General features: G+C 58.4%; 12 protein-coding genes. 4 read left to right on the top strand and 8 right to left on the bottom strand.

Annotated features, from left to right (window positions below):
* Positions 1-17: 17 nt before the first annotated feature.
* From fadD to ACJ8HT_RS07720, 4 genes are all read right to left on the bottom strand, one after another.
* Complete coding sequence (gene fadD, locus ACJ8HT_RS07705; protein ID WP_197652950.1) at positions 18-1,706, bottom strand: long-chain-fatty-acid--CoA ligase FadD; 1,689 nt, start codon at positions 1,704-1,706, stop codon at positions 18-20.
* A gap of 209 nt (positions 1,707-1,915) precedes the next feature.
* Positions 1,916-2,506, bottom strand: a complete 591-nt coding sequence (locus tag ACJ8HT_RS07710; protein WP_049271641.1) for a Slp family lipoprotein — start codon at positions 2,504-2,506, stop codon at positions 1,916-1,918.
* 100 nt (positions 2,507-2,606) lie between these two features.
* Complete coding sequence (tsaB, locus tag ACJ8HT_RS07715; RefSeq protein ID WP_141959446.1) at positions 2,607-3,308, bottom strand: tRNA (adenosine(37)-N6)-threonylcarbamoyltransferase complex dimerization subunit type 1 TsaB; 702 nt, start codon at positions 3,306-3,308, stop codon at positions 2,607-2,609.
* Between the two features lie 79 nt (positions 3,309-3,387).
* Positions 3,388-5,304 carry a helicase C-terminal domain-containing protein gene (locus ACJ8HT_RS07720; protein WP_197652951.1) on the bottom strand — a complete coding sequence of 639 codons (1,917 nt, stop codon included), beginning with the start codon at positions 5,302-5,304 and terminating at the stop codon, positions 3,388-3,390.
* 133 nt (positions 5,305-5,437) lie between these two features.
* Here ACJ8HT_RS07720 and ACJ8HT_RS07725 point away from each other — a divergent pair, with 133 nt between their 5' ends.
* Positions 5,438-5,782 (top strand): RidA family protein, encoded by a 345-nt coding sequence (locus ACJ8HT_RS07725; protein WP_015378124.1) that lies wholly within the window; start codon positions 5,438-5,440, stop codon positions 5,780-5,782.
* A gap of 63 nt (positions 5,783-5,845) precedes the next feature.
* Here ACJ8HT_RS07725 and mdtI read toward each other — a convergent pair whose 3' ends face one another.
* From mdtI to zwf, 4 genes are all read right to left on the bottom strand, one after another.
* Complete coding sequence (gene mdtI / locus ACJ8HT_RS07730) at positions 5,846-6,175, bottom strand: multidrug/spermidine efflux SMR transporter subunit MdtI (RefSeq protein ID WP_016927446.1); 330 nt, start codon at positions 6,173-6,175, stop codon at positions 5,846-5,848.
* On the bottom strand, positions 6,162-6,530 hold the full coding sequence (gene mdtJ / locus ACJ8HT_RS07735; protein ID WP_004932327.1) for a multidrug/spermidine efflux SMR transporter subunit MdtJ: 369 nt from the start codon (positions 6,528-6,530) through the stop codon (positions 6,162-6,164). The genes mdtI and mdtJ overlap by 14 nt, the downstream gene beginning before the upstream one ends.
* Positions 6,531-7,082: 552 nt before the next feature.
* Positions 7,083-7,724, bottom strand: a complete 642-nt coding sequence (locus tag ACJ8HT_RS07740; RefSeq protein ID WP_194573099.1) for a bifunctional 4-hydroxy-2-oxoglutarate aldolase/2-dehydro-3-deoxy-phosphogluconate aldolase — start codon at positions 7,722-7,724, stop codon at positions 7,083-7,085.
* Positions 7,725-7,878: 154 nt separating this feature from the next.
* Positions 7,879-9,354 (bottom strand): glucose-6-phosphate dehydrogenase, encoded by a 1,476-nt coding sequence (zwf, locus tag ACJ8HT_RS07745; protein ID WP_019452799.1) that lies wholly within the window; start codon positions 9,352-9,354, stop codon positions 7,879-7,881.
* Positions 9,355-9,802: 448 nt separating this feature from the next.
* Here zwf and ACJ8HT_RS07750 point away from each other — a divergent pair, with 448 nt between their 5' ends.
* The 3 genes from ACJ8HT_RS07750 (at position 9,803) to ACJ8HT_RS07760 (ending at position 13,275) form a co-directional block, all read left to right on the top strand.
* Positions 9,803-10,675, top strand: coding sequence for a MurR/RpiR family transcriptional regulator (locus tag ACJ8HT_RS07750; protein ID WP_038877144.1), 873 nt, complete (start codon positions 9,803-9,805; stop codon positions 10,673-10,675).
* A gap of 190 nt (positions 10,676-10,865) precedes the next feature.
* Positions 10,866-12,308: a pyruvate kinase gene (pyk, locus tag ACJ8HT_RS07755; protein ID WP_019452801.1), complete on the top strand. Its 1,443-nt coding sequence runs from the start codon at positions 10,866-10,868 to the stop codon at positions 12,306-12,308.
* A gap of 85 nt (positions 12,309-12,393) precedes the next feature.
* Positions 12,394-13,275: a leucine-rich repeat domain-containing protein gene (locus ACJ8HT_RS07760; protein WP_194573098.1), complete on the top strand. Its 882-nt coding sequence runs from the start codon at positions 12,394-12,396 to the stop codon at positions 13,273-13,275.
* The last annotated feature ends 48 nt before the right edge of the window (positions 13,276-13,323 follow it).

The following is a 13,323-nucleotide window of genomic DNA, read 5'->3' on the forward strand; positions in this document are numbered from 1 at the left end:
AGACGCGAGAGCGACACCTAGGCGGCATCGGCCGGCTTCGGTGTTTTTTGCTCATCGCGCAGTTCTCGCCGCAAAATCTTGCCGACGTTCGACTTCGGCAGTTCATCGCGGAACTCAACAATTTTAGGCACTTTATACCCGGTCAGGTGGCGACGGCAATGGGTCAACAGCTCTTCCTTGGTCAGCGAAGCGTCTTTCTTCACCACGCAGATCTTCACCGTTTCGCCGGAGACTTCGCTGGGCACGCCAATCGCCGCACATTCCAGCACCTTCGGATGCTGGCTGACCACGTCCTCGATTTCGTTCGGGTAAACGTTGAAACCGGAGACCAGGATCATGTCTTTCTTACGATCGACGATGCGCACAAACCCCTGCTCGTCTACGGTCACCACATCACCGGTCGCCAGCCAGCCGTCTTTCAGCACTTCGTCGGTGGCTTCCGGGCGCTGCCAATAGCCTAACATAACTTGCGGCCCTTTGACCCACAGTTCGCCGGGTTCGCCCGGCGGCACATCTTGACCGTTGTCGTCCACCAGCCGAATGTCCGTCGACGGCACCGGCAAACCGATACTGCCGCTGTAGTGTTTCAGATCGTAAGGGTTACCGGCCACCAGCGGCGCGCACTCCGTCAGGCCATAGCCTTCCAGCAGGTGTTTGCCGGTGGTTTTCTCCCACTTCTCGGCCACCGCTTTTTGGACCGACATGCCGCCGCCGACCGAGAAACGCAGCGTAGAGAAATCGAGCTTGTGGAAATCTTCGTTGTTCAGCAACGCGTTGAACAAGGTATTGACCCCGCTCATGGCGGTGAACGGATATTTGCCGAGTTCTTTCACCAGCCCCGGAATATCGCGCGGGTTGGTGATCAGCAAATTGCGCCCGCCCAGGTCGATAAACAGCAGGCAGTTCACCGTCAGCGCGAAAATATGGTAGAGCGGCAACGCCGTCACCACCAGTTCCTGCCCTTCACGGAACAGCGGCGAATAGGCGGCTTTGGCCTGCTCGAGGTTGGCCTGCATGTTGCGGTGCGTCAGCATCGCGCCCTTTGCCACCCCGGTGGTGCCGCCGGTGTATTGCAGGAAGGCCAGATCGGCATTAATGATGTCCGGTTTCACATATTGCAGACGCCGGCCGCGCTGCAGCGCGCTGCGGAATGAAATGGCGTCCGGCAGGTTGTATTTCGGTACCAGGCGCTTAACGTACTTGACCACGAAGTTGACCAGCGTGCCTTTGGCGGCCGAGAGCTGATCGCCCATGCGCGTCAGGATCACGTGTTTGACCTGGGTGTTGAACACCACTTTTTCCAGCGTATGGGCAAAGTTGGAGACGATGACGATGGCGCTGGCACCGCTGTCGTTCAACTGGTGCTCCAGCTCGCGCGGGGTATACAGCGGGTTGACGTTGACCACCACCATGCCGGCGCGCAGAATGCCGAACAGCGCGATGGGGTATTGCAACAGGTTTGGCATCATCAGCGCGACGCGGTCGCCCTTCTTCAGGCCCAGTTCATTTTGCAGGTAAGCCGCGAAAGCCCGGCTGCGTTCTTCCAGTTTGCGGAAGGTCATCACCTCGCCCATGTTGATAAAGGCGGGCTGATCGGCATAGCGCTGCACGGCATGCTCAAACATTTCGATCAACGACGAATAGCGATCGGCATCAATCTCTGCGGGCACATCTGCCGGATACCGTTTTAACCAGACCTTATCCAAGGTATTACTCCTGAAATCATTACTAATTATCATCGCAGCCCTCAAACTCGCAGCCTAACCATAACAATATTTTAACTCAGCAGACCAGTTCGGGTTTTAAACATTATTCAGGTTGCGATGTACGTCACTAATTGTCGGATATTCCTTATCCCAAAAAACAAAAAGGCGGCCTGAGCCGCCCTGTCAAATTTGTTCACATCAAGCGTATGCTACTCGGTTACGATGGTTTGCACCTGTGCCGGGCCAGGGTTATACCAGCCATAGCCTGCCCCCCAACCGGGTCCCCACGGGCCACCACGCCAGCCCCAGGGGCCCATCGGCGCCGGCGGCATCACCACCTGCTGCACCAGATGCCAGCGTTTGAAACCGGTCACGTTCATCGTCACGAAGCGATACGGCGTCATGCCGATCCGCCCCTCTTTCAGCCCGGTAATAGGGCCGACGACGGTCACCAACTGGCCTTTGAAATCAACCGGTTCGAGGAAGCCGTTTACCGTGGCCAGCAAGCGGCCGCGCGACGGTTCGCCCAGTATCGGCCGCGCACCGCTGTCGAGCGGCACCGCCGCAATCTCCAGCACCGTGCGCCCTTGCTCGTTGGCGACGTTGACCACGGTGCCGCCGAAGCGGGCTTCCGCGCCGGTAAACAGGTTCGGTGCATTTTGTACCGAGGAAAGCTGAGTCACCGGCGAGGGGCTGGAGCCTTTGATCGCATCCGGTACGGTGACGCACCCGGTCAGAACCAGCGCGCCGCAGGCGACGGCCAGCAGCGACAGCTTTTTACTTGCAGTGCGGATTAACATGGTCGCAATCTCCTGAAATGCCTGTAACTTTGACCGCGTTTCATCGTTCAAGTTGCAGGTTTTCGTCGCCCGGCCTCAACAACAGCACAATACGCCGCGCTTACTCGCGGCCCGGCAGTTTTTTCCAGGTCACTTCATTGCGCAGATAGGTGGGCTCGGCGTTTTCCACCGCCACCGCCAACCCCTGTTGCCAGGCGTATAGCGCAAGCGGCAGCATGTCTTGCGCCTGCGGCAACAGCATTTGGCCGTCGCGTACGCTCAGCGTAGAACCGTTGACCAGATCGGGATAGGTTTGCCAGCCGGTGCCAACGTGGGCCCATTCGCCCTGCAGGCGCTGCGCACGCTCCAGCGCCTGCGCCGGCGACAGCACGGCCTCGCCTTCGCTTTCCAACCAGCTTCCGTCCACCTGGCGTTCGAACTGCCCCCAGTAGACTTCACCCATACGCGCATCGATCGCCGCCAGCACGCGCTCCGCGCCGCTGACGCGCCAGGCGCCCTGCGCCATGGTTTGCAGCGTGGAAACGCCAATCATCGGCAGATCGGCACCCAGCGCCAGGCCCTGAGCGATGCCGATGCCGATGCGCACCCCGGTAAAGCTGCCGGGGCCGCGACCGAAGGCCAGCGCATCGAGCTGGTTGAGCGCCAGGCCGGATTCCGCCAGCACCTGCTGCACCATAGGTAAAATTCGTTGCGTATGCTCGCGTGGGCACAGCTCAAACAGGGCGTGGATTTCGCCTTGATTCCAGACGGCGACGGAACAGGCTTCCGTCGCGGTATCGATCGCTAAAATTCGCGTGGACATGCCAACCTCTGGCGGGAATAAAACTGGGTTTTTCATACAGGGCGCGCATTGTAGCACAGCCCCGTAAGCCCTTCATCTTTCACGTGGCCGACGCATCGGCGGCCTGCAGGAAGGCGATAGCCTGTTTCAGATCGCGGGTGCGCGGCGTGGGCGGCAGGCTGTTGAGAAACACCTCGCCATAAGGTCTCATCACTAAACGGTTATCGCAAATCACCAGCACGCCGCGGTCATCGGTGTCGCGGATCAAGCGGCCGACGCCCTGTTTCAGGGTGATGACCGCATCCGGCAACTGCACGTCATTGAACGGGTCACCGCCGCGCAGGCGGCAATCTTCAATGCGCGCCTTCAGCAGCGGATCGTCCGGTGAAGTAAACGGCAGTTTATCGATGATAACGCAGGACAGCGCATCGCCGCGCACGTCCACCCCTTCCCAGAAGCTGCTGGTCGCCACCAGCAGCGCGTTACCGGCGGCGACGAACTGCGCGAGCAACTGCCCTTTGCTGGTTTCCCCTTGCAACAGCACCGGCAGCGTCATCGTGGCGCGGAACTCTTCCGCCAACTCGCGCATCATCTGGTGCGAGGTGCATAAGAAGAAGCAGCGGCCGTTGTTGGCTTCGATTAATGGCCGCAGCATGCGCGCCAGCTGGCGTGCCCCGCCGGGCTGATTTGGCGAAGGCAAAAAGCGCGGCACGCACAGCAACGCCTGTTTGGCATAGTCGAACGGGCTCGGTAACAGCAGCGTTTTGGCCTTGGTCAGCCCCAGCCGTTCGGTGAAATGACCCAACTGGTCATTGACCGACAGCGTGGCCGAGGTAAAGATCCAGCTGCCCGGCTTGTCGTCCAGCATTTCGCGGAACCGATCGGCCACCGTCAGCGGCGTCAGCGCCAGCACGAAGTGGCGCGAGTTACATTCATACCAATAGCTGTAGCCCGGCTCCGTCACCGCCTTCAACCGCTTGAGGCGCGCGCGGTACAATGTGGCGCGCTCAAAGGCGGCGTCCAGCAACGGCGAACGTCCGAGCGACAGCTTCATCACGTCATAACACAGCTCCAACGCGTCATCGAGCAGCAACAGAGCGCGCTGCACGTTGGGTTCGCCGAGCACGTCACGCAGATTGCCACGAAAACCCGGCTCGCCCAGATTCAGACGAAAATCTTGCGTGCTCAGGCTGAGACGGTCGGCGCTTTTTTGCAGTTGAGCGGCGTCGCGCACCTCGGTGCGGTAGGCGATGGTGATGTCCTTCGCCAGATCCAACAGTTGGCGGCTGGTGAGCTGCTGGCCGAAATACTGGCTGGCGATGTCGGGGATTTGGTGCGCCTCGTCGAAAATCATCACCTCGGCTTCCGGGATCAGCTCGGCGAAACCGCCCTCTTTCACCACCATATCCGCCAGGAACAGGTGATGGTTCACCACCACCACATCCGCATCCATCGCGCGGCGGCGCGCCTTGACCACGAAGCAATCCTGATACAGCGGGCAATCGCTGCCTAGGCAGTTGTCATTGGTGCTGGTGACCAATGGCCAGACGAAGCTGTCTTCCGCCACTTCGCTGCAGGTGCTGATGTCGCCCTCTTTGGTCTGCGACGACCATTTGCGCAGCTGCACCAGGTCGATCAGGGTCTGCCCCGCCAGCTCACCGCCGGCCATCGACTGCTGTTCCAGCCGCTCCAGACACAGGTAGTTGGAGCGCCCCTTCAGCAGCGCCAGCTTCCCTTTGTACTTCAAGGCCTTGGCGACGGTAGGCAGATCGCGCGCATACAGCTGATCCTGCAACGCTTTCGATCCGGTCGAGATGATCACTTTGCGATCGGCGCGCAGCGCCGGCGCCAAATAAGCGAAGGTCTTGCCGGTGCCGGTGCCGGCTTCGACCACCAGCTCCTGCTTGAAATTGATCGCCTCGGTGACGGCTTGCGCCATCTGCCGCTGCGGCTCACGCGGTTTGAATCCCTTGATAGCCTGCGCCAATGCGCCGTCTGTTGCAAAATCGTCTGTCACGCTGTCTCTCTGCCGGTGTCATTCAGCGGTGATTATGCCAAGCCTGCCGCCCGGCTACCACCCACTTTATCGCCGCGCATTTTCATCACCGGCTGTGCTACCCTTAGCGGGACTATGATATGGAGATAAGCAAATGAATATCGAAAGAATTGATCCCGATCAGCGCTGGTCCGAAGCCGTGGTGCACAACGAGACCGTTTACTACACCAGCGTGCCGGAAAACCTGGATGACGACGCGACCGCGCAGACCGCCAACGCCCTCGCCGCCATCGACGTGCTGCTGGCGCGCGTCGGTTCGGACAAAAGCCGCATTCTGGATGCCACCATCTTCCTGGCCAACACCGCCGACTTCGCCGCGATGAACGCCGCCTGGGACGCCTGGGTGGTCGCCGGCAGCGCGCCGGTGCGCTGCACGGTGCAGGCGCAGCTGATGAATCCGAAGTACAAGGTGGAAATCAAAATCATCGCCGCGCTGTAAGCCTGAGCGCAGACGAAAAAAAACCGCAGACGGCAACGCCTGCGGTTTTTTTATTGCCCGTTATCAGGACAGTTTGAGGATCACCATCCCCGTCAGCAGCAGCGCCAGGCCAATCCAGCCTTTGGCGTTCAACCGCTGGCCGAACATGATCCAGCCTGCAGCGATGGTGGCGGCGATACCGAAACCGCCCCACAGCGCATAAGCGATCGACAGATCGATGCCCTTCACCGCCTGCGCCAGGGCGCTGAACGCGCCGAGTACCGACAGCAGCGACAACAGCCCCAGCCAAATTTTACGGAAGCCGTCCGACATCTTCAGGAAGATGTTGGCGATGATTTCCAGCACGATCGCCAGTCCCAGGAACCCAATGTGGTACAACTCAAACTGTTGCATGGTTGTCACCTCGCGGGCTGACCTGTTTTCGCTCTTTGCGGGTGCCGGATTTCACCAGCATGATGCCGGCGATCAGCGTAGCCAGGCCCAGCACCTTCAGTGCCGAGATCGGCTCGTCGAACCACAGCACGCTGAACAGGGTAATGAACAGAATGCCGATGCCTTCCCACAGCGCATAAGCCACGCCCAGCGCCACGCGTTTTACCGCCACCGACAGCAACACATAAGACGCGGTGATCATCACGTACATCACGATGTGCCCGATCATGCCACCATTGACGCTGGCGTATTTCATCGACAAGGTGCCGATGATTTCGGTCATGATGGCCAAACCTAAAAAGATCCAATAAATCATAATTTTTCTCCCAAACGGCGAATAACGCGCGCCAAGGCATATTTATCCCGATTTATCTCGTCGAACGGCCGTATTGCGGCGCGCAAGACGCAGAGATCCCTGGGGATAAACTGACCCAAACGCAAAAAGAATGTTTGCCCGGCTGAACGGTAGCGTGAAGGCCTAAGCCCGCCACCCGCACCGGTTAAGGGAGAAAGACGCTATAGCTCGCTGCACCAGTGATGCTCACTGGCAAGGATCGCAGACAGGAAGAGTTGGCAAGTAGAGGTTCTGAGGGTAGTTCCGTTAATAGTCATCATAATAGTTCTCTATTATCAGCCGCACACCGTGCGATTTGCCCAATATCCTCATAAAAGTAAAATTTTCGACTGAGATATTTTTACCACAGCCAAAATGAGAAAGCAAACTGCCGTTTTCATAAAAAAGCAGAAAAAAACGGGTTAAAAATAAGAAAGTTAATCATGATAAAAATTAAAAAAGGCTCAACAAAAGGTTGAGCCTTGCGATATTCGCGGGTGCGCAAATATGCGCCAATCCCAGGCGCGGTGCGGGTTACAACGCAGCCCCGCTGACGGCGCTGCGCGCCAGTTCAGTGATGCGCGCATAGTCGCCGTTTTCGAGCGCATCCGCCGGCACCAGCCAAGAACCGCCGATGCAAAGCACGCTCTTCAACGCCAAATAATCGCGGTAGTTGTTTGGCGTAATGCCACCGGTCGGGCAAAAACGCACCTGCGGGAACGGGCCGCCGATAGCCTGCAGCGCCTTCACGCCGCCGTTGGCTTCCGCCGGGAAGAATTTGAATTCGCGCAGGCCGTGATCCATACCCTGCATCAGCTCGGAAACGGTGCTGATGCCCGGGATCAGCGGGATCGGCCCCGCCGTCGCCGCCTGCAGCAAGGCTTCGGTCAGCCCCGGGCTGATGGCGAACTGCGCCCCCGCCTCCGTCACCTCCCGCAGCTGCTGCGGATTGATCACCGTACCGGCGCCGATAATGGCCTCCGGCACCTCTTTGGCGATAGCGCGGATAGCCTCCAGCCCACAGGCGGTGCGCAGCGTCACCTCCAGCACCCGCACGCCGCCGGCAACCAGCGCTTTCGCCAGCGGCACCGCTTGCTCCAGCTTGTTGATCACGATAACAGGCACCACCGGTCCCGCCGTCAGGATCTGCTCGGCGCTGGTTTTCCAGTTTTTCATCGTTATTTCTCCATTACTCGCGGTTAATAATGGCACGCCCCTGCCACAGGGCTCCGCGTAAATGCGCGGACGTCCGGCCGTACCGTAAGTGATGTAGCCCACGCGCAGATCGCAGGCAAAAAAAAGCCGGCAGACAGGCTGCCGGCATTGCGCATTACTCGAACTCGTTCCAGGAACGGCCGTCGCGGGTGATCATCGCCACCGAGGCCACCGGCCCCCAGGTGCCCGCCTGATAAGGCTTCGGCGCCTCGTTGTCGGCTTTCCATGCGTCCATGATGGAGTCGACCCACTTCCAGGCTTCTTCCACCTCATCACGGCGCACGAACAGCGCCTGAATGCCGCGCATGGTCTCCAGCAGCAGGCGCTCGTAGGCGTCCGCCACGTGCTCCTGGTTGAAGGTTTCCGAGAAGCTCAGGTCCAGCTTGGTGGTCTGCAGACGGTGCTTGTGATCCAACCCCGGCACCTTGTTCAACACCTGAATTTCGATGCCTTCGTCCGGCTGCAGACGGATGGTCAGCTTGTTCTGCGGCAGCTGCTGGTAAGAATCGCTGAACAGGTTAAGCGGCGGGTTTTTGAAGTACACCACCACTTCCGAGCATTTGGTCGGCAGACGTTTACCGGTACGCAGGTAGAACGGCACCCCGGCCCACTGCCAGTTGTCGATATCCACGCGGATGGAGACGAAGGTTTCGGTGCTGCTGCTCTTGTTCGCCCCTTCCTCTTCCAGATAACCCGGCACTTTCTTGCCCTGGACGAAACCGGCGGTGTACTGACCGCGCACGGTGGTTTCCCGTACATTGGTCTGATCGATGCGGCGCAGCGAGCGCAGTACCTTCACCTTCTCATCGCGGATACGGTCGGTGGTCAGATCCGCCGGCGGCGACATGGCGATCATGGTCAGGATCTGTAGCAGGTGGTTCTGGATCATGTCGCGCATCTGGCCGGCCTGGTCGAAGTAACCCCAACGCCCTTCGATGCCCACCTCTTCCGCCACGGTGATCTGTACCGAATCGATGGTGCGGTTATCCCAGTTGGAGGCGAACAGCGAGTTGGCGAAACGCAGCGCCAACAGGTTCAGCACCGTCTCTTTGCCGAGATAGTGGTCGATACGGTAAACCTGGGATTCGTTGAAATACTCCGCCACCTGATCGTTGATCACGCGGGAAGACGCCAGATCGGTGCCCAACGGTTTTTCCATTACCACGCGCGCCGGCTCATGATTCAGCTTGGCTTCGCCCAACCCTTTGCAAATGGCGCCGAAGGTGCTTGGCGGCATGGCGAAGTAGTTGATGGTGGTGCGGTGTTTCTGATCCAGCATTTTACCCAGTTTGGTAAAGTTCTTGCTGTCGTTGACGTCCAGATTGCAGAAGTCCAGGCGTGCGCTCAGCGTGGCCCAGAGTTCGTCATCCAGTTTTTCTTTCATGAAGGTGCCAAGCGCTTCCTTGACCACTTCGGTATACGCTTTTTTATCCCACTCCGCGCGGCCGACGCCGATGATCCGCGTATCCGGGTGGATGTGTCCGGCTTTCTCTAACTGGTACAGGGAAGGCAGCAGCTTACGGCGCGCCAAATCACCTTTCGCGCCGAAAATAACCAGGTCACACGCCTGGGCTGTAGAGGTTACCGCCATGTTCATCTCCTCGTTGCAGGATATTTGTAATTTTCTTACATTACTAATGTACTCTGTTTGACTACGGCCAGCAAACCCGGTGCAGAAGCAGGAGAAAAGACCTCAAGATTCCAGTGGTAGCGCCAATGCGCGCCAGAGCCCGCACAGGCGGGCAAAACTGTAATTTTTCGTCTTTTTTGACGCTCTGTTACCATTATGAAAGTTAGACACAGGTCATATTCTGGTGAAAAAAGCCTGCATACGCCCTGTCGAGACTGCCAACGGTTACCAGCACGTAGTATATTTTCACTAAACCGGCATTGATTTCTCCTTTGTTTGAAATCGACATACCCTATCGATTCCAGGTTACAGCCGCTCGTTTGGCGCCTGCGTGCGCGGCGAACACGGGCGAAATTCGGCGCTGTTGCTTGAAAGCCACAGGGATAAAACCATGAGTGACTCTCGTTATATGAATACGCTGGACAAAATCCAGAGCCATCTGGAACTCCTGAGCAAATCTGAAAGGAAAGTCGCCGAGGTGATCCTGGCCTCCCCACAGACCGCGATTCACTCCAGCATTGCCACGCTGGCGCGCATGGCCGACGTCAGTGAACCTACCGTCAACCGTTTTTGCCGCCGCCTTGATACCAAAGGCTTTCCCGATTTCAAATTGCACCTCGCCCAAAGCCTGGCTAACGGCACGCCCTACGTAAACCGTAACGTTGAGGAAGACGACAGCGTCGATTCCTATACCAGCAAGATCTTCGAATCGGTCATGGCCAGCCTGGATACAGTAAAGGCAAATTTGGATATTGCCGCAATCAATCGTGCGGTTGACCTGCTCACCCAAGCAAAAAAGATCTCTTTCTTCGGCCTGGGCGCCTCCGCGGCGGTGGCGCACGACGCGATGAACAAATTTTTCCGCTTCAATATCCCGGTGGTCTACTTCGATGACATCGTCATGCAACGCATGAGCTGCATGAACTCCGGCGAAGGCGACGTGGTGGTGTTGATCTCACACACCGGCCGCACCAAGAATCTGGTGGAGATGGCCCACCTGGCGCGAGAAAACGACGCCACGGTATTGGCTATCACCTCGCGCGACACCCCGCTCGCTCAGGCAGCGACCCTTCCTTTGCTGCTCGACGTGCCCGAAGACACCGACGTTTACATGCCGATGGTGTCGCGGATCGCGCAATTAACGCTCATTGACGTGCTCGCCACCGGATTTACCTTGCGCAGAGGGGCTAAATTCAGAGATAACTTGAAGCGGGTCAAAGAAGCGCTCAAAGAATCGCGCTTTGATAAAGGGGTGGTCATTCCCAACAGTTTTGACTCGTGACCTGACGAAGAAAAAATCGCCGTTCAACAGACATTTGAATGACGGCATCAGAGGCTGTACCCTGTTAACATGCTCATGCGGGTAACCCGGGTGAAATATCAGTGTTGTAAAATTACATTTCACGCCTGGTTTCGTTATCCGACGTTTATCGCAACACCAATATTTGCTTCACCAGTCAACGGAGTAATACATGTCCAGACGGCTCAGAAGAACCAAAATCGTTACCACCCTGGGTCCGGCTACAGACCGCGACAATAATCTGGAAAAGATCATTGCCGCCGGCGCCAACGTAGTTCGGCTTAACTTCTCCCACGGCAGCCCGGAAGACCACCAGGCTCGCGCTGACAAAGTGCGTGAAATCGCCGCCAAACTGGGACGTCACGTCGCTATCCTTGGCGATCTGCAAGGGCCGAAAATCCGCGTATCCACCTTCAAGGAAGGCAAAATCTTCCTCAACGTGGGCGATAAATTCCTGCTGGACGCCAACCTGTCAAAAGGCGAAGGCGATAAAGAAAAAGTCGGTATCGACTATAAAGGCCTGCCTGCCGACGTGGTGCCGGGCGATGTCCTGCTGCTCGACGACGGCCGCGTTCAGCTGAAAGTGCTCGAAGTTCAGGGCATGAAAGTGTTTACCGAAGTCACCGTCGGCGGCCCGCTGTCCAACAACAAGGGCATCAACAAACTCGGCGGTGGCCTGTCGGCCGAAGCGCTGACCGAGAAAGACAAGGCAGACATCGTGACCGCCGCCAAGATTGGCGTCGATTACCTGGCGGTCTCCTTCCCGCGTACCGGTGAAGACCTGAACTATGCTCGCCGCCTGGCGCGCGACGCCGGCTGCAACGCCAAGATCGTGTCCAAAGTTGAGCGCGCCGAAGCGGTCTGCAGCGACGAAGCGATGGACGACATCATTCTGGCCTCCGACGTGGTCATGGTTGCCCGTGGCGACCTCGGCGTCGAAATCGGCGATCCGGAACTGGTCGGCATTCAGAAGAAACTGATCCGCCGCGCCCGTACCCTGAACCGCGCGGTGATCACCGCAACCCAGATGATGGAGTCGATGATCACCAACCCGATGCCGACTCGCGCCGAAGTTATGGACGTGGCCAACGCCGTGCTGGACGGCACCGACGCCGTCATGCTGTCGGCGGAAACCGCCGCCGGCCAATACCCGGCGGAAACCGTGGCGGCGATGGCGCGCGTTTGTCTGGGCGCAGAGAAAATCCCAAGCATCAACGTCTCCAAACACCGCCTGGACGTGCAGTTCGACAATATCGAAGAAGCGATTGCCATGTCTTCGATGTATGCCGCTAACCACCTGAAAGGCGTTACCGCGCTGATCGCCATGACTGAGTCCGGCCGCACCGCGCTGATGATGTCGCGCATCAGCTCCGGCCTGCCGATCTTCGCCATGTCACGTCATGAGCACACGCTGAACCTGACCGCGCTGTATCGCGGCGTGACGCCGGTGTATTTCGACAGCCACAAAGACGGCGTGATCGCCGCCAATGAAGCCGTCAATCGCCTGCGCGACAAAGGCTTCCTGGTCTCCGGCGATCTGGTGATCGTCACCCAGGGCGACGTGATGGAAACCGTCGGTACCACCAATACCAGCCGTATCCTGCGCGTCGAGTAATCCACGCCGCAGACGAAATGCCGGCCGGCTCACGTTGGCCGGCATTTTTTTTGCCCTGACACCGCCATAAAAGACGGAGAACGCCATGCTCCACCAACACACTTCCGCAGCGAGCGGTGATGAGCTCGATCTCGATGGCCACGGCCTGACGCAGCTCGACGAGTCGCCGTTAGCCGGCCATGCACTGCGCAAGATTAGTCTGTACGACAATCAGCTGACGGCCTTCCCCGCCCCGATCTTCCGGCACCGAAATCTGCGAGTGCTGAATATCTCCTGTAATCAGCTCGACCGCCTGCCGCCGGAGATTGGTCAGCTGCAACAGCTCGAGATGTTCGACTTTGGCCACAATCGCGCAAGCGAACTCCCCGAAGAACTGGGGCAGTTGCATCGGCTGAAATACCTCTATCTGAGCGATAACGGCTTTAGCGAGCTGCCGCGCTCGCTGGCGCAGCTGCAACAGTTGGTTTACCTCAACGCGACCGACAACCATTTAACCGCTTTACCACAGGCAATACCGAGGCTTGCGGCATTGCAGGAGCTGCGTTTATACAACAACCGCATCGGCAGCCTGCCCGCCGAAATCGGGCAACTGCGCGCGCTGCGCGAACTGCATATCATGAAAAATGCCCTGACTTCGCTACCGGTGGAAATGGCTCAGCTCGGTGAGCTGGAGATACTCGACGCGGCTAACAATGCCATCGCCGAGCTGCCGCAGGTCTTCTGCCGGCTGCCGCGGTTGAGCGAGCTGAATCTGCGTTTCAATCAGCTGACGCGTCTGCCGGATAATATCGGTGAACTGACGGCGCTGAGAAGTCTGGATCTTCGCGCCAACCGCCTGAGCGACCTGCCGGAAAGCCTCGGCGAACTGAGCCGCCTGCGCAAGCTGGACCTGCGCTGGAATGATTTCACCCGCACGCCTAAAGTCGTCGACATCCTGCGGGCTCGCGGCTGTATGGTACACATCTGAAGAGACGCCGACCGGATTGCGGCCCGGCTGGCGTTAGCGGGAGACAGG

Source organism: Serratia sp. CY44782, assembly GCF_052168715.1.
Lineage (GTDB): Bacteria > Pseudomonadota > Gammaproteobacteria > Enterobacterales > Enterobacteriaceae > Serratia > Serratia nevei.